The organism is Rhodococcus ruitaii (assembly GCF_055230935.1).
Genome location: NZ_JBUYWC010000025.1, coordinates 1 through 25,005, shown reverse-complemented (window position 1 = coordinate 25,005; position 25,005 = coordinate 1). Strand labels below are relative to the sequence as shown.

General features: G+C 66.6%; 23 protein-coding genes. 9 read left to right on the top strand and 14 right to left on the bottom strand.

From position 1 onward, the window contains the following. Positions 1-11: 11 nt before the first annotated feature. The 4 genes from ACZI8W_RS24995 to ACZI8W_RS24980 form a co-directional block, all read right to left on the bottom strand. The gene (locus ACZI8W_RS24995; protein WP_463371229.1) at positions 12-497 is read right to left on the bottom strand and encodes a hypothetical protein; all 486 of its coding nucleotides are present in this window, start codon (positions 495-497) and stop codon (positions 12-14) included. Between the two features lie 104 nt (positions 498-601). Beyond that, positions 602-1,288, bottom strand: a complete 687-nt coding sequence (gene bioD / locus ACZI8W_RS24990) for a dethiobiotin synthase (RefSeq protein WP_463371228.1) — start codon at positions 1,286-1,288, stop codon at positions 602-604. Next, the gene (locus tag ACZI8W_RS24985; RefSeq protein WP_463371227.1) at positions 1,285-2,424 is read right to left on the bottom strand and encodes an 8-amino-7-oxononanoate synthase; all 1,140 of its coding nucleotides are present in this window, start codon (positions 2,422-2,424) and stop codon (positions 1,285-1,287) included. Before ACZI8W_RS24985 ends, bioD begins: the two co-directional genes overlap by 4 nt. 49 nt (positions 2,425-2,473) lie before the next feature. Next, positions 2,474-3,757: a glycosyltransferase gene (locus tag ACZI8W_RS24980; RefSeq protein ID WP_463371226.1), complete on the bottom strand. Its 1,284-nt coding sequence runs from the start codon at positions 3,755-3,757 to the stop codon at positions 2,474-2,476. A 45-nt stretch (positions 3,758-3,802) separates the two neighbouring features. Here ACZI8W_RS24980 and ACZI8W_RS24975 point away from each other — a divergent pair, with 45 nt between their 5' ends. Further along, positions 3,803-4,453, top strand: a complete 651-nt coding sequence (locus ACZI8W_RS24975) for a TetR/AcrR family transcriptional regulator (protein ID WP_463371225.1) — start codon at positions 3,803-3,805, stop codon at positions 4,451-4,453. On the opposite strand, the gene ACZI8W_RS24970 is transcribed toward ACZI8W_RS24975, so the two are convergent. Next, on the bottom strand, positions 4,413-5,687 hold the full coding sequence (locus tag ACZI8W_RS24970) for an adenosylmethionine--8-amino-7-oxononanoate transaminase (protein ID WP_463371252.1): 1,275 nt from the start codon (positions 5,685-5,687) through the stop codon (positions 4,413-4,415). The genes ACZI8W_RS24975 and ACZI8W_RS24970 overlap by 41 nt on opposite strands. 151 nt (positions 5,688-5,838) lie before the next feature. Between ACZI8W_RS24970 and ACZI8W_RS24965 the strand changes: the two genes are divergently transcribed. Genes ACZI8W_RS24965 through treY form a run of 3 tightly spaced genes read left to right on the top strand, consistent with a single transcriptional unit; the run spans position 5,839 to position 12,664 of the window. Then, complete coding sequence (locus ACZI8W_RS24965) at positions 5,839-7,914, top strand: acyltransferase family protein (RefSeq protein WP_463371224.1); 2,076 nt, start codon at positions 5,839-5,841, stop codon at positions 7,912-7,914. A gap of 53 nt (positions 7,915-7,967) precedes the next feature. Beyond that, the gene (glgX, locus tag ACZI8W_RS24960) at positions 7,968-10,262 is read left to right on the top strand and encodes a glycogen debranching protein GlgX (RefSeq protein WP_463371223.1); all 2,295 of its coding nucleotides are present in this window, start codon (positions 7,968-7,970) and stop codon (positions 10,260-10,262) included. Further along, positions 10,259-12,664: a malto-oligosyltrehalose synthase gene (gene treY / locus ACZI8W_RS24955; RefSeq protein ID WP_463371222.1), complete on the top strand. Its 2,406-nt coding sequence runs from the start codon at positions 10,259-10,261 to the stop codon at positions 12,662-12,664. Before glgX ends, treY begins: the two co-directional genes overlap by 4 nt. On the opposite strand, the gene ACZI8W_RS24950 is transcribed toward treY, so the two are convergent. The 3 genes from ACZI8W_RS24950 to ACZI8W_RS24940 form a co-directional block, all read right to left on the bottom strand. Further along, on the bottom strand, positions 12,661-13,164 hold the full coding sequence (locus tag ACZI8W_RS24950; protein ID WP_463371221.1) for a DUF2029 domain-containing protein: 504 nt from the start codon (positions 13,162-13,164) through the stop codon (positions 12,661-12,663). The genes treY and ACZI8W_RS24950 overlap by 4 nt on opposite strands. Continuing rightward, positions 13,164-13,370, bottom strand: coding sequence for a helix-turn-helix transcriptional regulator (locus ACZI8W_RS24945; RefSeq protein ID WP_463371220.1), 207 nt, complete (start codon positions 13,368-13,370; stop codon positions 13,164-13,166). The genes ACZI8W_RS24950 and ACZI8W_RS24945 overlap by 1 nt, the downstream gene beginning before the upstream one ends. A 115-nt stretch (positions 13,371-13,485) precedes the next feature. Then, positions 13,486-13,977, bottom strand: coding sequence for a TIGR00725 family protein (locus ACZI8W_RS24940; RefSeq protein ID WP_463371219.1), 492 nt, complete (start codon positions 13,975-13,977; stop codon positions 13,486-13,488). Positions 13,978-14,067: 90 nt separating this feature from the next. On the opposite strand from ACZI8W_RS24940, the gene ACZI8W_RS24935 reads away from it, so the two are divergent. After that, positions 14,068-14,991 carry an alpha/beta fold hydrolase gene (locus ACZI8W_RS24935; protein ID WP_463371218.1) on the top strand — a complete coding sequence of 308 codons (924 nt, stop codon included), beginning with the start codon at positions 14,068-14,070 and terminating at the stop codon, positions 14,989-14,991. A gap of 58 nt (positions 14,992-15,049) precedes the next feature. On the opposite strand, the gene ACZI8W_RS24930 is transcribed toward ACZI8W_RS24935, so the two are convergent. Then, positions 15,050-15,670: an FHA domain-containing protein gene (locus ACZI8W_RS24930; protein ID WP_463371217.1), complete on the bottom strand. Its 621-nt coding sequence runs from the start codon at positions 15,668-15,670 to the stop codon at positions 15,050-15,052. Between the two features lie 95 nt (positions 15,671-15,765). Between ACZI8W_RS24930 and ACZI8W_RS24925 the strand changes: the two genes are divergently transcribed. Next, positions 15,766-16,176 carry a YchJ family protein gene (locus ACZI8W_RS24925; RefSeq protein ID WP_463371216.1) on the top strand — a complete coding sequence of 137 codons (411 nt, stop codon included), beginning with the start codon at positions 15,766-15,768 and terminating at the stop codon, positions 16,174-16,176. Between the two features lie 58 nt (positions 16,177-16,234). Here ACZI8W_RS24925 and ACZI8W_RS24920 read toward each other — a convergent pair whose 3' ends face one another. Further along, the gene (locus ACZI8W_RS24920; RefSeq protein WP_463371215.1) at positions 16,235-16,870 is read right to left on the bottom strand and encodes a TetR/AcrR family transcriptional regulator; all 636 of its coding nucleotides are present in this window, start codon (positions 16,868-16,870) and stop codon (positions 16,235-16,237) included. A gap of 86 nt (positions 16,871-16,956) precedes the next feature. On the opposite strand from ACZI8W_RS24920, the gene treZ reads away from it, so the two are divergent. Then, positions 16,957-18,696, top strand: a complete 1,740-nt coding sequence (gene treZ / locus ACZI8W_RS24915; RefSeq protein ID WP_463371214.1) for a malto-oligosyltrehalose trehalohydrolase — start codon at positions 16,957-16,959, stop codon at positions 18,694-18,696. 111 nt (positions 18,697-18,807) lie between these two features. Further along, positions 18,808-19,098, top strand: a complete 291-nt coding sequence (locus tag ACZI8W_RS24910; RefSeq protein WP_463371213.1) for a hypothetical protein — start codon at positions 18,808-18,810, stop codon at positions 19,096-19,098. A 34-nt stretch (positions 19,099-19,132) separates the two neighbouring features. Here ACZI8W_RS24910 and ilvA read toward each other — a convergent pair whose 3' ends face one another. From ilvA to ACZI8W_RS24895, 3 genes are read right to left on the bottom strand one after another with little or no spacing between them, the layout of a single operon-like run. Continuing rightward, the gene (gene ilvA, locus ACZI8W_RS24905; RefSeq protein WP_463371212.1) at positions 19,133-20,488 is read right to left on the bottom strand and encodes a threonine ammonia-lyase IlvA; all 1,356 of its coding nucleotides are present in this window, start codon (positions 20,486-20,488) and stop codon (positions 19,133-19,135) included. A 56-nt stretch (positions 20,489-20,544) separates the two neighbouring features. Then, entirely contained in the window at positions 20,545-22,311 is a 1,767-nt protein-coding gene (locus ACZI8W_RS24900; protein ID WP_463371211.1) for a pyruvate dehydrogenase, read from the bottom strand. Between the two features lie 8 nt (positions 22,312-22,319). Then, on the bottom strand, positions 22,320-22,754 hold the full coding sequence (locus ACZI8W_RS24895) for a nitroreductase family deazaflavin-dependent oxidoreductase (RefSeq protein WP_463371210.1): 435 nt from the start codon (positions 22,752-22,754) through the stop codon (positions 22,320-22,322). A 116-nt stretch (positions 22,755-22,870) separates the two neighbouring features. Here ACZI8W_RS24895 and ACZI8W_RS24890 point away from each other — a divergent pair, with 116 nt between their 5' ends. Further along, complete coding sequence (locus tag ACZI8W_RS24890; protein ID WP_463371209.1) at positions 22,871-23,128, top strand: hypothetical protein; 258 nt, start codon at positions 22,871-22,873, stop codon at positions 23,126-23,128. Between the two features lie 43 nt (positions 23,129-23,171). Here the strand turns inward: ACZI8W_RS24890 and dnaE are convergent. Continuing rightward, on the bottom strand, positions 23,172-25,005 hold a 1,834-nt coding region (gene dnaE / locus ACZI8W_RS24885; protein ID WP_463371208.1), incomplete at its 5' end, for a DNA polymerase III subunit alpha.

The following is a 25,005-nucleotide window of genomic DNA, read 5'->3' as shown; positions in this document are numbered from 1 at the left end:
GCAGCGCCGACCTACACGCCGACCAGGAAATACCGATGCAACCTGCGGTGCCGGTGCCGGAAGAACGCCCGCAGGACGAACCCGAGGACAGCCGCAACTCCGGGGACGGGCAGGCGCGGCACGAAGGTGATGCGGTCGTGAACGAGAGTGCCGTCGTCGACCGCGGTCACGGTTCGCTCGTGTTCCCAGCGGCGCATGCTGAGCATGGTGGACACTTCGTGGAATCGTCGGCCCGGATCCAGTTCAGCGATGGTCAGGAAGTCGAAGTCGAACGGGACGAGCCCGAACAGCCGCAGCCAAGACCTACCGATCGGTTCCCCGACCGTGACGGTGTCGATGGTGATGTCGCCGGCCCCACGGGGAATGCTCATCGTCATCCACGGCCGCATTTCATCGTTGATTCCCGCCGGTGTCACCACCCGACGCCACACCTCGTCGGCGGCGGCGGGAATAATCGATTCCAGTTCGAATACGTTTTCTGTCAACGTGTCCCCCATCCATGCCACGGTACGACGACCACAATAGGTCGTCCGCCGAGCGCGTGGGTGTGCCACGTACGACGGTCAGCCCCGGGCTGTGAACCGGAGATTCCGCGTGCCGGTCACCGGCACCGCGCCGCGGCGACATCCAGCCACTGCCCGGCACCCGCCGTGAACGCGGCCGCATCGAGCGTGCCGCTGCCTGCCGGGATTCGCCCGAGCAGCGGGACACCGGTCACTGCAGGAAGGTCCTCGAGGTTGCACCGCTGCGCGAGATCCGGTTGCTCGGGCCAGGATCCGATGACGATCCCGACACAGTCGACTCCCGCCGAGCGCAGCGCCCCGACCGTCAACGCACTGTGGTTCAGGGTGCCCAGATCCGGTCCGGCCACCACCACCGTGGGCGCGCCTAGCGCCGCGGCGACGTCGCCGAGGGTAAGGCCGTCAGCGCCGATCCGCACGAGAATTCCGCCGGCGCCCTCGACGAGGGTCAGGTCGTGGGTCGCGGCGAGGGCGCGGATCGCATCGACGACCTCGGCGAGGTGCAGCAACGGCCGTCCACTGCGGCGCGCCGCGGTGTCCGGCGCCAGTGGTTCCGGATAGCGGGCAAGTTCGAGGGTGTCGATGCCCGGGCCGGCGAGCCGCGTGATCTCGGCGAGGTCGCCGGGTTCGTCGTCGGCGACGCCGCTCTGCGCGGGTTTGCACACCGCGACGCGAAGACCGGCTGCTGCCGCGACCGCCGCGACCGCCGCGGTCATCACGGTCTTGCCGACGTCGGTCGAGGTGCCGGTGACACAGAGAATGCTCATACCCGAGCCTCCGCGAGGACGTCGCCGAGCACCGACTCGATCAGTTCCAGATCGTCGGCGTCCAGGTTCGCACGAGCGGTCAGGCGCAGCCGGGACGTGCCCGCGGGAACGGACGGCGGGCGGAAGCAACCGACGTGCAGGCCACGGTCGCGGCATGCCGCGGAGGCACCGACCGCGACCATCGGGTCGCCCAGAATGACCGACACCACCGCAGATTCCGGTGTGTCGACGCCGGAGATGCGGGCGAGGTCGGCGGCGCGCTCCAGTACCGCGGTGGCACGCTCCGGCTGCTCACGGAGGATGCGCAGTGCACTGCGGGCGGCGCCGACTGCGGCGGGCGCGAGACCTGTGTCGAAGATGAAGGTGCGCGCGGTGTCGATGAGGTGTTCCCGCACGCGGGCATCGGCGAGCACGATGCCGCCCTGCGCAGCGAGGGATTTGGACAGTGTCGCGGTGACGACGACATCGGGCTGGCCGGCGAGGCCCACCTCGTGGACGAGTCCGCGACCCCCTACACCGCGCACCCCCACTCCGTGAGCCTCGTCGACGAGCAACAACGCACCGTGCGCGCGGCACACCCGATGCAGCGCTCGCAGCGGGGCGAGATCACCGTCGGCGCTGAATACCGAGTCGGTGAGAACGAGAGCACGCGACTCGGCGCGCGCGGCAAGAACCTCCTCGACGAGGTCGACGTCGCCGTGTGGCGCGACGTGCACCCTCGACCGCGACAACCGGCACGCATCGACGAGCGAGGCGTGACAACCCGCGTCGGAGACGATCAAGGTGTCGGGGCCTCCGAGCGCGGTGACCGCGCCCAGGTTCGCCGCGTAGCCACTGGCGAAGACGAGCCCCGCTTCGGCGCCGACGAATTCGGCGAGTTCACGTTCGAGCAGTTCGTGTTCGGCGGTGGTCCCGGTGACGAGCCGTGAACCGGTCGAGCCCGCGCCCCACCGGCGCAGTGCGGCGGTGGCACCGGCGAGGACGTCGGGATGCCGGACCAGGCCGAGATAGTCGTTGGACGCCAGGTCGACGAGGCGGGATACGGACGTGCGCGGGAGCAGGGTGCGATGCAGGCCCGCTACCCGGCGCGCCTCGGCGGCATCGTCGAGCCAGGACAGACTGGGGAGTACGGGCATGGAACAACACCCTACTTGAACAGCGTTCAAGTAGCCACACGTCGGGCGTCTACGCGTCTCTACCGGCGATCGCCGCCTCCAGCTCGGCGGCGATCGTGTCGTGAGGCCGATAGCGCGTGCACGCCTGGGCGAGGGTGCGCGCGGTCTCCGCGTATGTGGGCTCGTCCAGGACCCGATGGACGGAATCTGCGATCTGGGCCGGGGTGGGGCGCTCCCGCCGCAGGTCGATCCCAGCACCGAAGTAGCGGACGTGTGCGGCGACCTCGCGTTTGTCCTCGCCGCCGGGGGCGACGACGAGCGGGACACCGTGACCGAGCGCCTTGGTCACGGCGCCGTACCCACCGTTCGTGACGAACGCGTCGACATGAGGGAACAGCGCACCGTGCGGAACGAACTCGGCGGCGCGCACATTCGACGGCAGCGTCCCCAGGTGCTCGACCGGTTCACCACCGGTACCGACCACGACGAGCAGATCCGAATCGGCGAGCGCATCGATTGTCGGGCGGAGCAGCGTGGTGGGATCGGCGTTCGCGGCGGTTCCCTGTGTCACATGCACGACGCGATGGCCGTCCAGGTCGGGCCACCAGCCCGGTAAGCCGGCCGGAGGCACCTCGCCATCGAGACCGAGCGCCCCGACATACCGGAAGTTCGACGGCAGGTCGCGACGCGGGTACTCGAACTCGGCGGGTCCGAGCTGCAGATACCGGTCGTAGTGCCGCGCGACGCCGAACAATCCGCCGCCGAGATCGCGTCCGCCCACCGATTGCACAAGGCGGTCGGCTTCCCGGTCGAGCGAACCGAACGCGAGACGCATCGCTGTGTTCAACGCCCGGTTACGCACCCGGCCGACGCTGCCGGACATCGGCAGGAGCCCCGAATTGTACGGCGGCACGTCAGGACCCGGGATCGACACCGGGGAGACCCCCAGCGCGGCGACGGGCGGTCGGTCAGTGTCGCCGAGCACCGGAAGCGCGCCGAGGAACATCGAGTCGACGATCACGGCGTCTGCGCCGGTCTCCGCAATCGAGTCCGCGACGTTCCGTGCCTGCGCCGGGATCGGTGCGACGAACATCCGGAGCAATTGGTACCGGGCGAGCCCGAGGCCGCGGAGCCGGTGGCGGTCGGGCAAAAAGGAATCCGGGTCGCGGTCGTCGATGTCCGCTTCGCCGCCGAGCGGCCGGAAGGCGATGCCGGCGGATTCGACGGCTGCCCGGAATCGGGAACCGGTGAGCACAGTGACGTCGTGGCCGCGATCCCGCAGACCCGATGCGGCGTCCAGTACGGGGTGCACGTGTCCCCCGGCGGGTGTGGCACACAGCAGGTAGCGGGCCATCTCGTCCTCCTTTGGATATAGTCGACTATATCCAAAGGAGGTCGCATGCCACGCCCCTACGATTCGACCCGCCGCTCCGCACGAGCCGCCGACACCCGAAATCGCATCCTCGATGCCGCACGCGAGCAGTTCCTCGCACACGGTTTCGTAGCCACGACCGTCGCCGACATCGCCGCACACGCCGGTGTCGCCGCGCCGACGGTGCACGCCGTAGGCACGAAGGGGGCACTGCTCCTCGACGTCGTGATGCGCGAGTTCACTGGTGATGACTCCGTACTCGACACCTCCGATCTGAGATCCGCGTTCGCGGAACCGGACACCGCCCACGCACTCGACGCAGCGGCCGCGTTCCTGACCGCGGCGCACGCGAGGTCCGCAGGACTGTGGGAGGTCTCGCACACCGCGGCGGCGATCGACGACACCGTGGCTCAGCGCCTCGGCGAACTGGAGCGGCAACGTCGCTCGGAACTCGAGGTGGCCGTCGAATGGTTCGTCGCGCGCGGTCTCGCCGGAGGCCGGCACACAGCAAAGGTCGCGGATGTGCTCGCCTTCATCACCGACTCGGCGGCCTACCGCCATTTCGCCGTCAGGTGCGGCTGGTCCGACGACGACTACCGGCGGTGGCTGACCGTCCAGCTCGCGTCGGTGGGTGCGATCAGCTCTGCGACCGAGCCGCCGCAACCATCCCGTCGGTGATCGAGGCGACGTCGTCGGCTGTACACACATACGGTGGCATCGCGTAGATGAGGTTGCGGAACGGCCGCAGCCACACCCCGGCACCGACCGCCGCGTCGGTCGCAGCACGCATGTCCACGGGCTCCGCGAGTTCCAGTACGCCGATGCCCCCGAGAACCCGGACGTCGACAACCCCGGGAAGATGCCGTGCCGGCGCGAGGCCGCCTTCGAGCCCTGAGGTAAGCGCGGCGACTTCGCCGCGCCAGTCACGCGAGAGCAACAATTCGGTGGATGCGACGGCCACAGCGCACGCGAGTGGGTTGCCCATGAACGTCGGGCCGTGCATCACACCGCCACCCTCGCCCGCACTGATGCTCTCGGCGATCGCCGACGTGCACAGGACCGCAGCAAGGGTCAGATACCCGCCGGTGAGTGCCTTGCCGACGCACATGATGTCCGGTGCCACACCCGCGTGATCAGCCGCGAACAGTTCCCCGGTGCGGCCGAATCCGGTGGCGATCTCGTCGAAGATGAGCAGCAGACCGTGCTCGTCGCACATGCGGCGCAGTTCGGGTAGGTAGGCGGGATCGTGGAAGCGCATACCGCCGGCGCCCTGCACGACCGGCTCGATGATCACTGCGGCGAGCTCGTCGGTGTGCTGGGCGAGGATCTCTTCGAAGGTCTCCAGATAGGTCGCGTCGAACTCGGCCGGGGGCGCGGGGGCGAAGACCTGCTGCGCGAGCACGTCCGTCCACATCGAATGCATCCCGCCGTCGGGGTCGCACACGCTCATCGGTGCGAAAGTGTCGCCGTGGTAGCCGCCGCGCCACGTGAGCAGGCGGTGCCGCTGTGGTTTCCCGACTGCGCGCTGATACTGCAACGCGATCTTGATTGCGACTTCGACCGAGACCGAGCCCGAGTCGGCGAGGAACACCTTGTCGAGCCCATCGGGCGTGATCTCCACCAGCAGTTCCGCCAGACGCGCCGCGGGCGCGTGGGTGAGCCCACCGAACATCACGTGGCTCATCCTGGACAGTTGCTCGGTGACGGCGCGGTCGAGCACCGGATTCCGATAGCCGTGCACCGCCGCCCACCAGGAGCTCATGCCGTCGACGAGCTCACGTCCGTCGGCCAACACGAGCCGCGTACCATGAGCACGGTCGACTACGAGCGGTTCGGTGGACGGAGGGAACGCACCGTACGGATGCCACAGGTGCGCTGCGTCGAGAGACGCGATACGGGCAGCGGAAGACATGGTGGATGACACGCATCGACTGTAAGCGGTTGGTGATCACCGAGCGCCACCCCGTAGTCTGCCTAGGTCACGTGAAGCTTGCTCACACGACCAGCTCGACGGATGCCGGCCGCCGAGCCCGAACGCACGCACCAGGGGTATCGCCAGCTTCATGTCCGTCCATACGTCGCATTCAGCCGTAAGCACCGCTGCAGTCCCGGCGTCGGCCCGCCCCGGCTATCGCGCCGATCTCGACGGAGTCCGCGGACTCGCCATCGCCTTGGTGGTGGTCTTCCACGTGTGGTTCGGACGGGTGTCCGGCGGTGTCGATGTGTTCCTCGCCCTGTCGGGCTTCTTCTTCGTCGGCTCCTTGCTCCGGGTCGCGGAATCCGGTGCACCACTCGATCCCGTTCCGGTACTCAAACGCGTCGGACGACGTCTGATCGCGCCGCTCGTCCTCGTCCTCGCGGGCACGACGATCGCCGCGTTGATCCTGCTCCCGTTCCCCGGGTGGAATCGGGTGGCCGAACAGACACGCGCGTCTCTGCTGTTCGTGCAGAACTGGGAGCTGGCACGGACCGAGAGCGACTATCTCGCCGCCGATCCCATGGTCAGCCCTCTCCAACACCTGTGGTCGATCGCAGTACAGGGGCAGTTCTATCTCGCAGCACTGATCGTGGTCTTCGCCACGGCATGGCTGCTGCGTCGGGTACATATCCCCGTCCGTGTACCGCTGACCGTGCTGCTCGTCCTCATCACCCTCGCATCACTGGCGTACGCCTCGTTCTCCCCCGAGCCGCAGTCGTGGCTGTACTACGACAGCGCGGCCCGGGTGTGGGAGCTGACGCTCGGCGCGGTACTGATGTGCGTCCTACCGTGGCTGCGGGTCCCGCGGCCCGTACGGGTAGCACTGGGTATCGCGGGCCTGGCAGTTCTCCTCATGTGCGGGTTCGCGCTCGACGGTGGAACGCTCTTCCCCGGTCCGTGGGCACTGGTCCCGGTGGGAGCCGCGATGACACTGGTCGTCGCCGGAGCCACCACCGGCACCTCCGGTCCCGATACCCCCACGGCACGATTCCTGTCGTCGCCACCGCTGATCCGACTGGGATCGATTGCGTACGCGCTGTACCTGTGGCACTGGCCCGTGCTCATCGGCTACCTGCTTCTGTGGGAACACCCTTCCGCGGGAATCGCCGGCGGCTTCCTCGTGATCGGTATCTCGCTCGTACTCGCCGAGGCCACCACCCGGTTCATCGAGACCCCGATCCGACGGTCCACCCCGGGGCGATGGCGCACCACCCTCGTCGCAGGCATTGCCGTGGTCGGTGTGACGCTCGTCGCAGTCTCCACGGCATGGATCGCCCACGTCGATCGCACGGTCGGCAACTTCTCCCACTCGGCCCTGCCTGCCGCAGATCTCTACCCGGGCGCAGCCGCGTTCGAGCTGCCCGAGGTCGAGCCCCAGCCCGTGTATCCTCCGCTGCTCGTGGCCGCCGACGACCTCCCGCCGGCGTTCCTCGACGGTTGCATTGCGGAGCACACCAACCGCGAGCCGCTGACCTGCATCTACGGCGACCCGATGTCGACGCGTCGGTTGGTGCTCGCAGGTGGTTCGCACTCCGAGCACTGGATCGCGGCACTCGATGCGCTCGGCCGCGAGCACGGCTTCCGCGTCGACACCTACCTCAAGGTCGGGTGCCCATTGTCCGATCCCGCCGCGCCGCTGACCGACGAGTCGCCGACCGTCGAGTGTGACAGCTGGTCGACGAAGGTCTTGGTCGAACTCGCGGCGTATCCGCCCGACGTGCTGTTCACCACCTCCACCAGAACGAAAGACCCGGGTGAGGGTCCGGGCGACTTCACGCCGTTCTGGTATGTCGAGTTGTGGGAGACACTCGCCGACTACGGCATCCCGGTGGTCGCGATCCGCGACAATCCGTGGCTCATCGAGAACGAGGTCGCGTACAACGCGCCGGACTGCCTGGCATCAGGTGGTACGGCGGTGTCGTGCGGTGTCGAGCGCGCCGCGGCCTTGGACCCTGTGGATCCGGCGGTGGCTGCGTCCGAGCACCTACCCTCAGTGAGCCTGATAGACCTGAGCGATTCGCTGTGCCGCGGCGACGTGTGCCGCGTCGTGGAGGGCAATGTGCTCATCTATCGTGACGCCGACCACCTCACGACAAGCTACGTACGGACACTCATCCCCGCGCTGGGTCGCCAACTCGGTCCCGCGACCGGATGGTGGTGAGGGGGCTCGCTCCGGCGAGAGAGCCGCATCCTGTGCCGTTACGCTGATCTTCCATGGAGCCCAGCGACAGCAGCACGACCAGGGATACGGCAGAGCCCCTTCCCGTGTGGCCCGGCAATCCCTACCCGCTGGGGGCCACCTACGACGGCGCCGGCACCAACTTCTCCTTGTTCTCGGAGGTAGCGGAGAAGGTGGAACTGTGCCTGATCGACCGCGACGGACACGAGACACGGGTCGCGCTAGACGAGGTGGACGGACACGTGTGGCACGCGTACCTCCCGACGGTCTCACCGGGTCAGCGCTACGGATACCGCGTGTACGGCCCGTTCGACCCGGCCGAAGGACACCGGTGCGACCCGAGCAAGTTGCTTCTCGACCCCTACGGCAAGGCGTTCGACGGTGGTTTCGACGGCGACCCATCGTTGCACTCGTACGCGCTACCCGATCCGGATACCGGCAGCCGCGACCGTGCTGCCGACTCCGAACCGGCATCCCCGCCCGACATGTCGGCGAATCCGTCCCCTCGCCCCGACGACGTGACGGCGACAGACGAGCCCGAGGACAGTGGACACGAGCAGGAGTTGCGCGACGCGCTCCCGCAGCTCGATTCGCTCGGGCACACGATGACCACCGTGGTGATCAACCCGTTCTTCGACTGGGCATCCGACCGCCACCCGCGGCGCCCCTACCACCAGACGGTCCTTTACGAAGCCCACGTCAAAGGCATGACCGCCACCCACCCCGATGTACCCGACTACCTGCGCGGCACCTACGCCGGCCTCGCGCATCCGGCAGTCCTCGAGCACCTGCTGCTGCTCGGGGTCACTGCAATCGAACTGATGCCGGTACATCAGTTCATGCACGACCAGACGCTGCGAGATCAAGGGCTCAGCAATTACTGGGGTTACAACACGGTCGGGTTCTTCGCTCCGCACGCGGCGTACTCGTCGGCGTCGAAACCGAGCGGGGTGGTCTCCGAGTTCAAGGCGATGGTGCGCGCGTTCCACGAAGCGGGGATCGAGGTCATCCTCGACGTCGTCTACAACCACACCGCCGAAGGCAACCATCTCGGCCCGACCATCTCGTTCCGAGGGATCGACAATGCCGCCTACTACCGGCTGGTCGACGACGACAAGGCCCACTACATGGACTACACGGGCACCGGCAACAGTCTCAATGCACGGAACCCCCACACGCTCCAGCTGATCATGGACTCCCTCCGGTACTGGGTCACCGAAATGCACGTCGACGGATTCCGGTTCGATCTCGCATCGACCCTCGCCCGCGAACTGCACGACGTCGACCGGCTGTCCGCATTCTTCGATCTGGTCCAGCAGGATCCGGTGGTCTCGCAGGTCAAGCTCATCGCCGAACCGTGGGACGTCGGCGAAGGCGGCTATCAGGTCGGCAATTTCCCCGGGTTGTGGACCGAGTGGAACGGCAAGTATCGCGACACGGTCCGCGACTACTGGCGCGGTGAGCCCGCCACACTCGGCGAATTCGCGTCGCGCCTCACCGGTTCCTCCGATCTCTACGAGGACACCGGACGACGACCGAGCGCGTCGATCAACTTCGTCACCGCGCACGACGGATTCACACTCGCGGATCTCGTGTCCTACAACGAGAAACACAACGAGGCGAACGGCGAAGACAACCGCGACGGTGAGTCGCACAACCGCTCGTGGAACTGCGGCGTGGAAGGATCGACCGACGACCCCGACATCCTCGCTCTACGGGCACGGCAGCAGCGCAACATCCTCGCGACGTTGCTGCTGTCGCAGGGTACCCCGATGATCACGCACGGCGACGAACTCGGCCGCACCCAGAGCGGAAACAACAACGTGTACTGCCAGGACAACGAATTGTCCTGGATGGACTGGACACTCGCCGAGACGAATGCGGATCTGCTGGAGTTCACGCGCAACGTCATCGCGTTGCGCACCGAACATCCGGTGTTCCGGCGTCGTCGGTTCTTCGAAGGTCGCCCGATCCGCAGCGGGGATCAATCCCGCGACATCGCCTGGCTCACCCCGCGCGGTGACGAGATGACACCGGAAGACTGGGACAGCGGATTCGGTAGGTCATTGTCGGTGCTCCTCAACGGCGAGGGCATCCCCGAACCCGATCAGCGCGGTCAGCGGGTCGTCGACGACTCATTCCTTCTGTGCTTCAACGCCCATGACGAATCGATCGACTTCGTCACCCCGGACGGTCCGCACGCTCAGGAATGGATGCTCACCCTCGACACCTCCATCGCGGACGGTCGATGCGATCCGAACATGGTCTCGGCCGGAGAGTCGGTGACCGTGCAGGCCCGCTCGGTACTCGTGCTGAGGAAGACGGCATGAACGCGGCCCCGACGGATTCCGGTGCGGTGGATCCCGTCGCCGTGACAGCGACCTACCGACTGCAGATGCGCCCCGATGCATTCACCTTCGCCGATGCAGTGGATCTGGTCGACTACCTCGACGCACTCGGCATCTCTCATCTGTACCTGTCGCCCGTGCTCACCGCGATGGCCGGGTCCACGCACGGATACGACGTGGCGGACCCGCGCACGGTCTCGGCCGGGCTCGGCGGTCGTTCCGGGCTGGAAGCATTGGCCGATGCCGCACGCGCACGCGGGATGGGATTGATCGTCGACATCGTCCCCAATCATGTCGGGGTCGCCGATCCACGGCAGAATCCGTGGTGGTGGGATGCCCTTCGCCGCGGCCGCGAGTCCGGGTACGCGGACTTCTTCGACTTCGATACCGCGGCCGACAACGGCGCGAACGGAAAGATTGCGCTTCCCGTCCTGGCTTCGGGCGACGATTCGGGCGAGTTGACGGTCGACCGATCCGACGTAGAGCCGATGATCGCCTACTACGACAAGCGGTTTCCCATCGCACCGGGCACCGATTCCGGTGCTGCGGCCGAGATCCACGATCGGCAGACGTATCGGCTGGTGCCGTGGGATTCGGGCCTGATCGGGTACCGGAGGTTCTTCACCGTCAACGACCTTGCGGCCGTCCGGGTGGAGGATCCTCACGTGTTCGATGCGGCGCATGCCCAGGTCGCGTCGTGGATCACGGACGATCTGGTCGACGGCATTCGAGTCGACCATCCCGACGGTCTGGCCGATCCTTCTCACTATCTCCGGCAACTGCGCGATCTGGTCGGCCCCGGCCGGTGGCTCGTGGTGGAGAAGGTCCTTGCCGACGGCGAACCGCTCGACGCGACGCTTCCCGTGGACGGAACCACCGGCTACGACACCCTCAACGAACTTTCCGCGGTGTTCCTCGATCCGCGTGGCGAGGACGAGCTGACCGCGCTCTCACGCCGATTCACCGGCGCCGACGGCGACGCGGAATGGCTGCACGCGCAGGAACATCTGCTCGGACGGCAGGTGCTCGAGACGGGTCTCGCGGCGGAGATTCGGCGGCTCGTACGCACCATTCGGCACTCGACCGACAAGACCATGGACACCGATCCTGCACTCACCGACGCTGCGGTGCGCGACGCAGTAGTCGCGATCGTCACGCAGATACCGGTGTACCGAGCCGACTACGCGCCGCTGAGCACGATGCTGCCGCGCATCGTCGGTCAGGTGCGGCGCAGCGAACCAGCGCTGGCGCCTGCTCTCGCGGTGGTGGTACGGGCGCTGGCCACGGACTCCGAGACCGTCGCGCGGTTCGGGCAGGTGTGCGGCGCCGCGACCGCGAAAGCGGTGGAGGACTGTCTGTTCTATCGCGCGGCACGCCTGATCTCCCTGCAGGAGGTCGGCGGGAATCCCGGACGCTTCGGCCTCGATCCGAGTGAGTTCCACCTGGCGTGGGCGGAGCGTGCGCGCTCGTGGCCACGGACGATGACCACCTTGTCCACGCACGACACCAAGCGCAGCGAGGATGTCCGCGCGCGCATCGGAGTGCTGTCGCAGGTGTCGCGGCTGTGGGCCGACTGCGTGACGGAGTGGGAGATGGCGGCGCCGAGTCCCGATCCGGCGGTCGGGGCGTTCCTTTGGCAGACGCTGTTCGGAGTGTGGCCGGTCGACGGCGCCGTCACCGGCGCACTGCGAAGTCGCCTGCGTGAGTATGTCCGGAAGGCGGTGCGGGAAAACGGCACCCGGACATCGTGGACCGACGTGGACGCCGAGTTCGAAGGTTCTGTCCTGACCTGGCTCGACGCCGTGTGCGACGGCCCGTGCGCTGCAGGGATGTCCGAGTTCGTTGCCGGCCTCGAACCACACTTCTCATCGGATGCGCTGGGCCAGAAGCTTCTCCAGCTTCTCGGCCCGGGTATCCCGGACGTCTATCAGGGCACCGAACTGTGGGACGACTCGCTCGTCGACCCCGACAACCGCCGACCCGTCGACTACGCGGTACGGCGACGACTCGTGCGTGCCGCCGAGGTGCCGGCGAAGTTCGCGGTGGTCCGCGCCGCATTGCACCTGCGTCGCGAGCGGCCGGCCAGTTTCGTCGGTGGCGCCTACGTGCCGATGCGAGCGGCCGGACCGGCGGCACATCATGCGCTCGCGTACGGTCGGGGCCCGCATGTCGACGAGGTCGATGTCGTGGCGGTGGCGTCGCGACACACGGTCGCGCTGGGCGCGGACGGTTGGGCCGATACGGTTCTTGTTCTCCCCCCGGGAGACTGGGTCGACCGGCTGACGGGACGGACGGCCTCGGGGCAGGTCCGTCTCGACGGACTGCTCACGGAGTTTCCGGTCGCTGCGCTGAGCCGGCTCGGACCGCCGGCTACGATCGCCTAGAGATCCGCCAGATCACGAGCATCCTCGTCTTCCCTGCGACGACGCTCGCGGCGTTGATACCACACGACGCCGGCTATCGCGGCGCCTCCACCGATGAGCCCGCCGACGATCAATCCCGCCCACGTCGAGGCATCCTGATCGACGGGAGTGGCCAGTTGGGCGTAGATGCCGACGATGCCGGCGAGGTAGGCGACACCGGCCAGGATGACCCGTGGGCGCCACGTCTTCGCAGTCGAGTACAGATCGACATGTGCGGCGCGTGCATACGCAATTGTCACCATCGAGATGACGAACCACACGGCGAGAACGCCGATCGAGATCTGCGCACCGATCCGTCCAGCGATCCAGGGCAGAAGGGCTGCACCGACGAGGGCGGACCATTGGGCGAGTTGGAATCCCACTGCCGATGCTTCATTCCACACATCGCGCTGCCGTTCGTCATGATAGAACTCGTCGTCCAGATCGCCGATGAAGCGAGCAGCTTTCATGAACACGGCCATTACCGACCCTCCTCGGTCAGGGGGAACAATTCTTCGACGGTGGAGCCAAGACTCCGCGCGAGCCGCAATGCGAGGTAGACGCTGGGCGCATAGTCGCCCTTCTCAGTCGACACGATGCTCTGTCGACTGACGCCTACTTGCGCGCCGAGTTCGGCCTGAGTGAGCCTCGCCCGCTTACGAAATTCGCGGACCCGGTTGTCCCTCACAGTGCTCGCCACCCTGAGAAGACAAGCATTCTTGACATCAGATGTCAAGAGAACTTGTCTTTTCAGGGGCGTAGATGCCTGTCTGCTGTGGAACGACTCGTGCGGTACGTCAGGATCAGGCGTCCTTGCGCCAGAGCAACGCGTGCAGGCATTCGACCGCTTCCTCCGGCGATTCGACGTCGAGCACTCCACCGGCGGGCATCCTCCAGCCCCCGATCGACACGACCGGGACGCCGGTGCGTACTGCCAACGCGACCTCGCTCATCGTTCCCCAGCTCCCGCCGACCACGACGAGCGCGTCGCTGCTGCGCACAAGCAGGGCATTGCGCATCTCCCCCAGGCCGGTCGGGATCGCCACCGTCAAGTACGGATTGCCTGCCACCCGGTCATCGCCGGGAAGCAGCCCGAGCGTGGTTCCGCCCGCTTCGATTGCTCCCCGTGACGCGGCGGCCATGACCCCACCGAGACCGCCCGTGACGACGACTGCCCTGCGACCGGCAAGCAGACCACCGACCTGGCGAGCAACCCGCCGTTGCTCGGGTGTCGCCTCCCCCGGTCCGACGACCCCGACATAGCGCTGCGAATGCATACCGGGATTGTCCACCACCCCAAGGGTGGAGGGGTGGCCATCCCCGGTTTTCGGGTTCCACCGTCAGGGGATCTCGTACCGCCCCGCTCCGGCGCGGACCCTCGATACATGTTCGCTACCCACCACTCGACGCGCCTACGGCACACCACCGTATATGCCGACGACGGGGTATCCCTCGCCGTCACCGAGACCGGCCCCGACACGGCGGAAATGACGTTCGTGTTCGTACACGGACACTGCCACGACACCGGCACCTGGTCTCGGCTCCGTCAGGCGCTGCTCCTCACGCTGGACCGGCCGGTACGCATGGTGTTCTTCGATCACCGTGGTCATGGCCGGTCGGGTGGAGCACCCGCCGAGACGTACACCCTCGATCAGCTCGGGCGGGATCTAGGCGCGGTGCTCGATGCCGCCACCTCCGGCGCCGTCGTCCTGGTGGGTCATTCGATGGGCGGCATGGCAATCCTGTCGTACGCGCGTCAACATCCGACCGACATCGGCACTCGTGTCGCGGGGGTCGCGTTGATCTCCACCGCAGCCGACGATCTCGCACATTCCGGGCTCGGGCGGTACCTGCACAGCCCGGCGGTGGGGTTGTTCCGCCGGGCTGTGTCCCGGGCACCCCGCATCACGCAGCGGGTGGCGCGGTGGGGTGGCCGAGTAGGCCTGCCCGTGGCCGGTGCGCTACATCGTCGCGGCGCCGCACCGCGTCCGGGAGCCTGGCTGGTCACGCTCCTCACGTTACTGTGCAGCGACACATCGGTTGTCACGATGGCAGGCTTCCTCCGCAGCTTTGCGGTACTGGACGAGGCCGACGCCCTCGCCGTGCTGGCCGACCTTCCCTCGCTGGTGTTGTGCGGATCCCGCGACGAGTGGACACCGTTCGAACTCTCTGCCGGTGTGGCCTCGCGGCTACCCCACTCGGAGCTCGTGTGCGTCGCGGGTGCCGGTCATTCGGTCACCGTCGAGCACCCCGCCGCAGTGGCCGCTGCCCTCCGGTGCCTGGCCGAGCGCGTCACCCCGGCGTGGTGAACCGTCGGATCCCAGAGGGGGCATCGCCTTCGGCGTCACGGGGGCACCGCCTTCGGCGTCACAGCTCGCGTTCGCTGACCACACCGGTGTGCATCGCAAGTTCGGCGAGGCGCACCCGTTTGCGGTTCTGCGGTAGGTCCTCGACTCCGAACTTCGCGAACAGTGTCCGCAGATGGGTTTTCACGGCGTCGACGCTGAGATAGAGCTCGGAGGCGATGGTCTGGTTGGATGCCGGCGACGCGAAGGCGACACCGTGCTTGTACGGGCGGCACAGCGCACGCAGCACCCCGCGCTGGGTGTCGGTCAACGAGTGCACCGTGGGTAGCTCTGCGGCCATCCGGGTCGCCTCGTCGTGTTCCGCTCCGACCTCCTGGAATCGCAGCCGGTGCGAACCGATGCGAATGCTGTCGCCCTCGCGCAACCGGCGGCGGCCGGCGATCCGCTCGCCGTTGACGAAGGTTCCGTTGCGCGACAGCCCGTCATCGAGGATCGTCCAATGGGTGCCGAGCCACTCGACCACGGCGTGCAGGCGCGACACCTCCTCGTCGCCCGAGAACGCCACATCGGATTCCGGCGCTCGGCCGACCGTCACCCGTGGGGTCGCCGACGTCAGCACCACGTAGTGCTGGTGTCCGTGTTCGTCGAGATAGACCAAGCGCGGGTCGAGCGCGTCGCTCACCGAAGTCTCCTGCACACAGGTCAATCCTGCGCCCGCGCGGTGTGTTCGGCAAGGACACGTCGCGGCGCGCCTCCACGGTCGGCGACAATGGTCCGATGAGCCGACATCGCGACCGGAAGCCCACTGCCGACACGCCGTGCCCGTGTGGGCGCGGACTCCGATTCTCCGACTGCTGCGGACGGCTTCTCGATGGTGGCGTCGCCACGACACCTGAAGAACTCATGCGGTCGCGGTACACGGCATTCACGCTCGGCGACACCGCCTACCTGCTACGGACCTGGCATCCGACTGCCAGGCCGGCAACGCTCGATGTGGACCCAGAAATCAGCTGGACCGGTCTCGACGTCCTGCGGACCACGGGCGGCGGGTTCCTGCACACCGAGGGCACGGTCGAGTTCCGCGCGCACTACATCGAGCGCGGGAGCGCCGACACCGTGCACGAGCACAGCCGATTCATCCGGGAGGACGGCGCATGGCTGTATCTCGACGCGGCGGGCCAACGATAGTCGCGCGGGGATCTCAGCACTACAGGTCTCAGCACTACGGGTCTCAGCACTACGGGCATCAGCGCAGCAGCGTCGTCCGGAGGGTGTCGGCGAGCCAGGTTCGATACCGGTCGACGTCCCATTCGCAATCGCGGCGCAGCAACGCATGTACCTGCGGGGAGCTGAGGGTGTAGAGCACGTCCGCGGCGTGGTCGACGGTGACATCGGCGCGGAGCCATCCGCTGCGGTACAGACCTTCCGCGAGAGTTCGCGCATTCTCGGCGGTGGCGCGAGCGTCGTCGTCTGCGAATCGTTTCATGTCCGGGTCGGCGCCCGACGACTCGATCGAGGTGATCAGCAGGCCACCGGCCCGCTCGAGCATCGCCGCGCCGTACTCCACCACCTGGTCGACGACTGCGGCTGCGGCGCCGAGCGCACGCGGTGACCGGGCCAGGGGCGTTCCGGTGGCGGCGGGTTCGTCGGCGGCGACCGCGACGTCGAGGGCTTCGCGGAACAACTGGGCCTTGCCGTCGGGGAATGCGGTGAAGACCGTCCGCACTGCGACGCCCGCTTCGTCGGCGATCTGTTTGACGGTGGTACTCACATACCCGTTCCGCTCGAACAGTGTCGCGGCTGCGTCTCTGATCGTGATGCGGGTGCGACGCGCAGCTTCGTCCCGCAACGGCGACCGGTACGTTCTTCTGTCTGCGGACATCCACGCCAGCCTAACAGCATCGACTGCAGCATCGGTGCACCGAAAATGTGCTGCGCGCGACGCGCGAACAGTGCATGCTGGGCCACGTGCACACCTTCGAGGTCTGGGCTCCGACTCCCTCGTCCGTCCGCCTCCATGCCGACGGCGAACTCCATCCGATGCACCGGGAGAACGACGGGTGGTGGCGCGCCGAGGTCGAGGCCTCCCCCGGGTCCCGCTACGGCTACGTATTCGATGACGATGACACCGTTCTGCCCGATCCCCGCTCCCCACGCCAACCGGACGGCGTCCACGAACTGTCGCAGTTGCACCGGATCGACCCCGACCGCTGGACCGACCACGCCTGGACCGGACGCCAACTTGCCGGAAGTGTGCTGTACGAACTGCACATCGGCACGTTCACCGAGGGAGGCACCCTCGACTCCGCGATCGAGCGCCTCGACGATCTCGCAGCTCTCGGCATCGACTTCGTCGAGTTGATGCCCGTCAACGCATTCAACGGAACCCGTGGATGGGGCTACGACGGTGTGCTCTGGTACGCGGTTCACGAGGCATACGGCGGTCCCGACGCATTGCAACGATTCGTCGACACCGCCCACGACCGGGGCATCGCCGTAGCACTCGATGTGGTCTACAACCACCTCGGCCCGTCCGGAAACTACCTGGGACGGTTCGGCCCCTACCTCGCCGGGAATCCGGGACTATGGGGTGAACGCATCAATCTCGACGGTCCCGGGTCCGGGGAGGTGCGCCGCTACATCGTCGACAATGCCCTCCGCTGGTTCAGCGAGTTCCACGTCGATGCACTCCGCCTCGATGCCACTCACGCGCTGACCGATCACACCGCGGTGCACGTGCTCGAGGAGCTGTCGGTCGAAACTCTGCGCCTGTCCGCTCATCTCCGTCGCCCCCTGAGCCTGATCGCCGAGAGCGACCTGAACGATCCCCGAACGGTCACGCCCCGGTCCGCGGGCGGATACGGACTCGACGCGCAATGGGACGACGACGTCCATCATGCGATCCACGCTGCAGTGTCCGGCGAAAGGCAAGGCTACTACGGCGATTTCGGTTCACTCGAGTGCCTGGCACACACCCTCGGGCACGGATTCTTCCACGCCGGCACCTTCTCGTCGTTTCGTGGTCGCGTGCACGGTCGCCCGCTCGATGTGCGCAGGGTACCGGCCAGTGCCTTGCTCGCCTACACGTGCACTCATGACCAGGTCGGCAACCGGGCCCGCGGCGACCGTCCGGGCGGCTACCTCGATCGTGGCCAGCTCGCTGTCAAGGCAGCACTCGTTCTGACCTCGCCGTATACCCCGATGCTGTTCATGGGCGAGGAGTGGGGCGCGAGTACCCCGTTCCAGTACTTCACATCCCACCCGGAACCGGAACTTGCCACGGCCGTCGTCCGGGGACGCCGACGGGAGTTCGGTGACCACGGCTGGAGCGCCGACGATGTTCCGGACCCCCAGGATGCAGAGACGTTCCGCCGGTCCACTCTTCGCTGGGACGAGCGCATCGAGCCGGACCACGCTCGACTACTCGAATGCTACCGGCAGCTGCTCGCGCTGCGACGCAACCGCCCCGAACTCACCGATCCGTGGCTCGAACACCTCCAGACGACCTACGACGAGGACGAACGCTGGATTGTGGTGCATCGCGGCGCGATTCGCGTGGTGTGCAATCTCGGCAACGAACCGGTGACCGTTCCCGTCGGTGGTCACCCGATCCTCTGGTGGGACGATCCCGTCGTCAATCGCACCCGCTCCGCGGTGCTCGTTCCCGGACACTCGTTCGTCATCGTCGAATCCCGAACGGCCGCTTGACCGAGCGGTCAACATTCGTTGTCGTTCTGTGCACACCGTCGCTCTTGATGCGGCCTCGAGAACGCGAGTACCGTCGTCGATACCGCCGAACTCTTTTCGAGGTGAATCATCATGGAACCCAAGAAAGTGCTGGCGAGCGCGTTCCTCACCGCTGCACTTGTCCTCACCCCCATGGGCGTGGCCACCGCAGCCCCGGCGACCGATTCCACTCCGGGGGTCGTCGACGTCAGGCACAACGACCGTGGGTGGGATCGCGATCGAGGTGGGCACCACGACAACTGGAACAAAGACCGCAACCATCACGATAGGGATCGCGGACACCACAACGACTGGAATCGTGGAAACCACTGGCGCCCGAATTGTTTCTGGTTCGGCCCCTGGCTGGTGTGCATGCCGTGGTGAGACCCGGGACGGACCGGCCGACCATGTCGATCAGCTAGGTGAGGTAGCGGTAGGCCGGTGATCCGGGTTCGAGTCGACTCGCCTCGAGTGGCGATGCCTCCATGCGACGCAGGAGTGCTGAAAGATCCTCCGCTGCACCAAGTTCGATACCGACCAACGCGGCTCCCGTTTCACGGTTGTTGCGCTTGACGTACTCGAACAACGTGATGTCGTCATCGGGGCCGAGTACCTCGTCGAGGAACCGTCGCAGCGCTCCGGGCTCCTGGGGGAAGTTCACGAGGAAGTAGTGTTTGAGACCCCGGTGTACGAGAGAACGCTCGATGATCTCCCCGTACCGGGACACATCGTTGTTTCCGCCGGACACCAGGCACACCACCGTCGCACCCGGCTCGATCGACAGGCCGTCGAGAGCTGCGACCGACAGGGCACCGGCGGGTTCTGCGATGATGCCCTCGCTCTGGTAGAGCTCGAGCATCGACGTGCAGATCGCGCCTTCGTCGACCTGGGTCATGCCGAAAGGCGAGTGGCCCAGGCCCTCCGCGCGCAGACTCGCGACAAGGGGCAGGCTCGAGTGGGAGACCACCTCGGCGCCGAGTTGCGACACCACCGCATACGGGACGTCGCCGATCCGCTTGACGGCGGCACCATCGACGAACGGTTCCACCTCGGGCAGAGTCACGGGGCCACCGGCGACGAGCGCGGCCGTCATCGACGCCGCACCCTTGGGTTCGACACCGACGATCGCGGTCTGCGGAGAGCGCTCACGCAGGTAGGCCGCGATGCCCGCAATCAGGCCACCACCACCGACCGGTACGACGAGCACATCCAGGTCGCCCGGGATCTGCTCGAGGATCTCGCGGGCGATGGTCCCTTGTCCGGCGGCAGTGCGGGCATCGTCGAACGGCGGGATCATGGTCGCGCCGGTGCGCTCCGCGTCGTCGGCAGCGGCAGCAGCAGCAGCGTCGAAGGTGTCGCCTACGGCGATCAGTTCGACGAATCCCCCTCCGTGCACTTCGATGCGGTCACGCTTCTGTTTCGGGGTGCGCGCGGGTACATAGATGCGGCCATCGATTCTCATCGTCCGACAGGCATAGGCAACGCCTTGCGCGTGGTTTCCCGCACTGGCCGTCACAACGCCGGCGGCACGCTCCCGGGCGTCGAGCTGGGCCATCGCATTGTAGGCGCCCCGCAGCTTGAAGGAACGTACCCGTGTGAGGTCCTCGCGCTTGAGGTAGACCTGCGCGCCGGTCAAGGCCGACAGCCGGGGGCTGAGGTCGATCGGGGTGGGCGAGACCGCCTCCGCAATTCGCTCTGCCGCCATATCGATATCGGCCGCGGTCGGTACGGCGATCGTATCGGTCGGTTCGGCGGTTCGCGAGGTGGAGGTCACCGTTCAATGCTGCCACTTGCCGCTCACACCGCCCACGCGGCCCCCTCCACTCACGGTCAGGACCGGAACTGGGAAGGTCTCGGCAGGTTACGAATGTTCGACTTCGCCATTTTCACCGCTTCGCCCACCCCCTCGTTCATCACGAGCCTCGACATGGCCAGGGCGAATCCCTTCACCTGCTCCCCGGTGATGGTCGGCGGGAGCGAGAGCGCAAGCGGGTCGGTCACGACGTCGATCAGTGCGGGGCCGGGATGCGCGAATGCGTCCCGCAGCGTCTGCTCCACGTCTGCCGGGTCGTCGACTCGGCGCGCGAAGAACCCGAGCGCCTCGGCTACCCGCGCATAGTCGACCGCCGGGACGTCCACCCCGAAGTCGGCGAGTCCGTCGACGAGCATCTCGAGTTTGACCATTCCCAGGGTCGCATTGTCGAACAGGACGATCTTGACCGGTAATCGATGCATGACCACGGTGATCAGTTCCCCGAGCAACATCGACAGTCCGCCGTCGCCGCTGACCGAGACCACTTGCCGACCGGGCGCTGCGAATTGGGCCCCGATCGCGTGGGGCAGCGCGTTGGCCATGGATCCGTGCAGCGCCGACGACAGGAAGCGGCGTCGCCCGTTCGGGGTGAGGTACCGTGCGGACCACACATTGCACATGCCGGTGTCGGCAGTGAACACGGCGTCGTCTGCCGCGACATCGTCGAGGATCGACGCGACGTACTCGGGATGAATCGGCTTCCGCTGCTTGACGGGGGTCGTGTAGGCGCCGACCACCTTGTCCATCAGACCACGATGCCGCTCGAGGGTGCGCTCGAGAAACTTCTGATCGGTCTTGCGTCGGATCAACGGCTTCAACGCCCGCAGGGTGGCGGCGGTGTCGCCGTGCACCGCGAGGTCCAACTCGGTGCGACGGCCGAGCCGGCCCGCGTCGATATCGATCTGCGCGGTGCGCACGTCGGGGAGGAATTGGTCGTACGGAAAGTCGGTGCCGATGAGCAGCAGCAGGTCGGCACCGTGCATACCGTCGTGGGCGGCACCGTAGCCGAGCAGACCCGTCATCCCGACGTCGAACGGGTTGTCGTACTGGATCCATTCCTTACCACGCAGGCTGTGCCCGATCGGCGCGGCAACGGTATCGGCGAGATCCAGTAGCTCCTCGCGTGCGCCGCGAACTCCCGCACCGGCGAAGATTGCGATCTTGCCGGCGGCGTCGACAGCCTCGGCCAGGGCTCGGACATCCGAATCGGCGGGTACGACGGTCGGGGCACCGGTGCGGACGAGACGCGGCGAACGCCCCTCAGCGGGCAGTGCTGCGATGTCGCCGGGCAGTGTGACGACGGCGACGCCCGGTCCGGCGAGGGCGTGCGTCATGGCACTGTGCAGCACTCGCGGAGCCTGCGCAGCGGCACTGATCAGCTCGGCGTAGCCGGAGCATTCGACGAACAGCCGATCAGGATGGGTTTCCTGGAAGTATCCGGACCCGATCTGGGTGGACGGGATGTGGGAGGCAATGGCCAGTACGGGGGCTCCGGATCGGTGCGCGTCGTAGAGTCCGTTGATCAGATGCAGGTTGCCCGGCCCGCACGATCCTGCGCACACCGCCAGCTCCCCGGTGAGCTGCGCGTCCGCCGCGGCCGCGAATGCCGCAGCCTCCTCGTGACGCACGTGGATCCAGTCGATGCCGCCGGATGCGGTTCCGCCGGTGCGGCGGACGGCATCCACGACGGGGTTCAAGCTGTCGCCGACGATCCCGTAGATCCGCCGCACACCCGCATCGACGAGCTGACCGACCAGCTGATCTGCGACGGTGCGCGCAGCCATCGGCCGACCTACTTCCGTTCGAGGACGAAGACCGGGATCTGGCGATCGGTCTTCGTCTGGTAGTCGGCGTAGTCGGGGAAGGCAGCCACCGCTCGGTCCCACCACTGCGTCTTCTCGTCGCCGTGCACCTCGCGTGCCACCATGTCGTGAACCTCGGTGCCGTCCCGCAGTTCCACCTGGGGGTTCGCAGTGACGTTGTAGTACCAGACGGGATGTTTCGGTGCGCCGCCGAGCGAGGCCACAACCGCGTACTCACCATCGTGTTCGACGCGCATCAAGGGTGTCTTTCGCAGCTTGCCGGTCTTGGCGCCACGGGTGGTGAGGACGACGACGGGCTTCCCATTGAGGGTGGTGCCCTCGATTCCTCCCGACGACTCGTAGGCCTCGACCTGGTCGGCGGCCCACTTCGACGGACTGGGTTCGTATTCTCCGGTGAGAGGCATGCACCCAGTGAACACCGTGACGTGATCCGCCACACCCCGGATCAAAAGTTCGTTGACCCGAAATCTTCGATGCGAGTACCCTCGAGGAAGACTTTCCTCGACCGGAGGCGCTATCGATGACGATCCTCGACCTACCGAACCACAGGCCCCCTCGCACGGTCGGTGTCGACATCGCCGGTACCGAGTGGCCCCTCTACAAGCTCGAGGCACTTGCCCTCGGCGCCCTGACACTGCTGGTTCTGTTCGTCGTCACCACCGATCCTCAGGTGGCAGTGCTCGGATCTGCATGTGCTGCGACCGTTACCTGGTTCACACGCGGGCTGTACTACCGTCGCCTTCGCCGAGAAAACGTGGTGTCTCCGACCGCCCTATAGGCAGTCGGAAACACCACACCGACGTCTTTGCGTCATCGCGCGCTCAGGTCGCGAGGCAACCCGGGCCGAGCAACGCCTTGAGGTCGCCCATGAGCGCCGACGACGGCTCCACACGCAGACTGTCATCGACCCTGAGCAGGTGCACTTTGCTGCCCGTGATCAGCCGCACGTGGACGTCTGCAGTACCGGGATGTCTGGTGAGCACATTCTTCAGCGCACCGACCTTGTCGGGGGTGCACAACCGGGTCGGCATCGCTACCGACACCGGCTTGGCCACCCCTACCTGGGACAGATCCGGTACCGCGAGATCGTTGGCGATCAGGGAGATCCGATCGTCACGGATCGACACGCGCGCCTTGACGAGGACCACCGAGTCCTCGACGACGTCCATGCCGTACACAGCGTACGACTGTGGGAAAAAAAGCACCTCGATCCCGCCGGTGAGGTCCTCGAGCTGCGCCGACGCCCACGCGAGACCGTTCTTGTTGATACGGCGGTTCACGGACGCGAGGATTCCGCCCACCGTGACCTGAGCGCCGTCTTTGAGGCCGCCCTCGAGAATCGCCGGGATCTGAGTGTCGGCCTGGGCGGCAAGCACGTGCTCGACGCCGTTGAGCGGGTGGCCGGAGACGTACAAACCGAGCATTTCTCGTTCGAGCGCAAGGAGATGCTTGCTGTCCCATTCCTCGTCGGGGACTTTGACGTTGAACACCGCGGTCACGGATTCGTCGGCGTCGGCTCCACCGAAGAGGTCGAACTGCCCGATGGCCTCGGCCTTCTTGGTGCTCATCACCGCGTCGATGGCATCGGCATGCACCAGCATGAGCCCCTTACGCGGGTGCTCGAGTGAGTCGAATCCTCCTGCCTTGATGAGCGATTCGGTGACTTTCTTGGTACACGCGACCGTATCGATCTTGCCGAGGTAGTCGGAGAAGTCGGTGTACCGCCCCTTCTCTTCACGTGCCTTGGCGATCGACGCCACCACGTTGGTACCGACGTTGCGGACGGCGCCGAGCCCGAATCGGATGTCCTCACCTACCGAGGTGAAGTTGGTGTGCGACTCGTTGACATCCGGCGGCAGCACCGTGATGCCCATCTTGCGGCAGTCGGACAGGTAGACGGCGGCCTTGTCCTTGTCGTCACCGACCGAGGTGAGCAGACCGGCCATGTACTCGCCGGGATAGTTCGCTTTGAGGTAGGCCGTCCAGAACGACACGAGACCGTAGCCCGCAGCGTGCGACTTGTTGAACGCGTAGCCGGCGAACGGGAGAATGGTGTCCCACAGCGCCTTGATCGCATCCTTGCCGTAGCCGTTGGCGAGCATGCCCGCTTCGAAACCCTCGAACTCGGCGGCGAGCACCTCGGCCTTCTTCTTGCCCATCGCGCGACGCAGGATGTCTGCGCGACCGAGGGAATAACCGGCCACCTTCTGAGCGATCTGCATGATCTGCTCCTGGTAGACGATCAGACCGTACGTATCCGCGAGGATCTCCTTGAGCGGCTCCTCGAGTTCCGGATGGATCGGCTTGACCTCTTGCCGGTCGTTCTTACGGTCGGCGTAATCGTTGTGCGCGTTCATGCCCATAGGGCCGGGCCGATACAGCGCCAGCACCGCGACGATGTCCTCGAATCCCGTCGGCTGCATACGACGCAGCAGGTCGCGCATCGCGCTGCCGTCGAGCTGGAACACGCCGAGGGTGTCCCCTCGGGCGAGTAGTTCGTAGGTCGCTGGATCCTCGAGCGGCAGCGTGTCGAGGTCGAGTTCGATCCCCCGATTGTCCCGGATATTGTCGATCGCATCACCAATGACCGTGAGATTGCGCAAACCCAGAAAATCCATCTTCAACAGGCCAATGGCCTCACACGACGGATAATCC

What these genes read in the sequence shown, in the direction of transcription:
- ACZI8W_RS24910 (WP_463371213.1), top strand. Translation starts at nt 18,808, where the DNA reads ATGGAACCCAAGAAAGTGCTGGCGAGCGCGTTCCTCACCGCTGCACTT.
- ACZI8W_RS24980 (WP_463371226.1), bottom strand. Translation starts at nt 3,757, where the DNA reads ATGGCCCGCTACCTGCTGTGTGCCACACCCGCCGGGGGACACGTGCAC.
- ACZI8W_RS24895 (WP_463371210.1), bottom strand. Translation starts at nt 22,754, where the DNA reads ATGCCTCTCACCGGAGAATACGAACCCAGTCCGTCGAAGTGGGCCGCC.
- ACZI8W_RS24900 (WP_463371211.1), bottom strand. Translation starts at nt 22,311, where the DNA reads ATGGCTGCGCGCACCGTCGCAGATCAGCTGGTCGGTCAGCTCGTCGAT.
- ACZI8W_RS24975 (WP_463371225.1), top strand. Translation starts at nt 3,803, where the DNA reads ATGCCACGCCCCTACGATTCGACCCGCCGCTCCGCACGAGCCGCCGAC.
- ACZI8W_RS24890 (WP_463371209.1), top strand. Translation starts at nt 22,871, where the DNA reads ATGACGATCCTCGACCTACCGAACCACAGGCCCCCTCGCACGGTCGGT.
- ACZI8W_RS24935 (WP_463371218.1), top strand. Translation starts at nt 14,068, where the DNA reads ATGTTCGCTACCCACCACTCGACGCGCCTACGGCACACCACCGTATAT.
- ACZI8W_RS24985 (WP_463371227.1), bottom strand. Translation starts at nt 2,424, where the DNA reads ATGCCCGTACTCCCCAGTCTGTCCTGGCTCGACGATGCCGCCGAGGCG.
- ACZI8W_RS24950 (WP_463371221.1), bottom strand. Translation starts at nt 13,164, where the DNA reads ATGGCCGTGTTCATGAAAGCTGCTCGCTTCATCGGCGATCTGGACGAC.
- ACZI8W_RS24995 (WP_463371229.1), bottom strand. Translation starts at nt 497, where the DNA reads ATGGGGGACACGTTGACAGAAAACGTATTCGAACTGGAATCGATTATT.
- treY (WP_463371222.1), top strand. Translation starts at nt 10,259, where the DNA reads ATGAACGCGGCCCCGACGGATTCCGGTGCGGTGGATCCCGTCGCCGTG.
- glgX (WP_463371223.1), top strand. Translation starts at nt 7,968, where the DNA reads ATGGAGCCCAGCGACAGCAGCACGACCAGGGATACGGCAGAGCCCCTT.
- ACZI8W_RS24920 (WP_463371215.1), bottom strand. Translation starts at nt 16,870, where the DNA reads ATGTCCGCAGACAGAAGAACGTACCGGTCGCCGTTGCGGGACGAAGCT.
- bioD (WP_463371228.1), bottom strand. Translation starts at nt 1,288, where the DNA reads ATGAGCATTCTCTGTGTCACCGGCACCTCGACCGACGTCGGCAAGACC.
- ACZI8W_RS24925 (WP_463371216.1), top strand. Translation starts at nt 15,766, where the DNA reads ATGAGCCGACATCGCGACCGGAAGCCCACTGCCGACACGCCGTGCCCG.
- ACZI8W_RS24970 (WP_463371252.1), bottom strand. Translation starts at nt 5,687, where the DNA reads ATGTCTTCCGCTGCCCGTATCGCGTCTCTCGACGCAGCGCACCTGTGG.
- ACZI8W_RS24965 (WP_463371224.1), top strand. Translation starts at nt 5,839, where the DNA reads ATGTCCGTCCATACGTCGCATTCAGCCGTAAGCACCGCTGCAGTCCCG.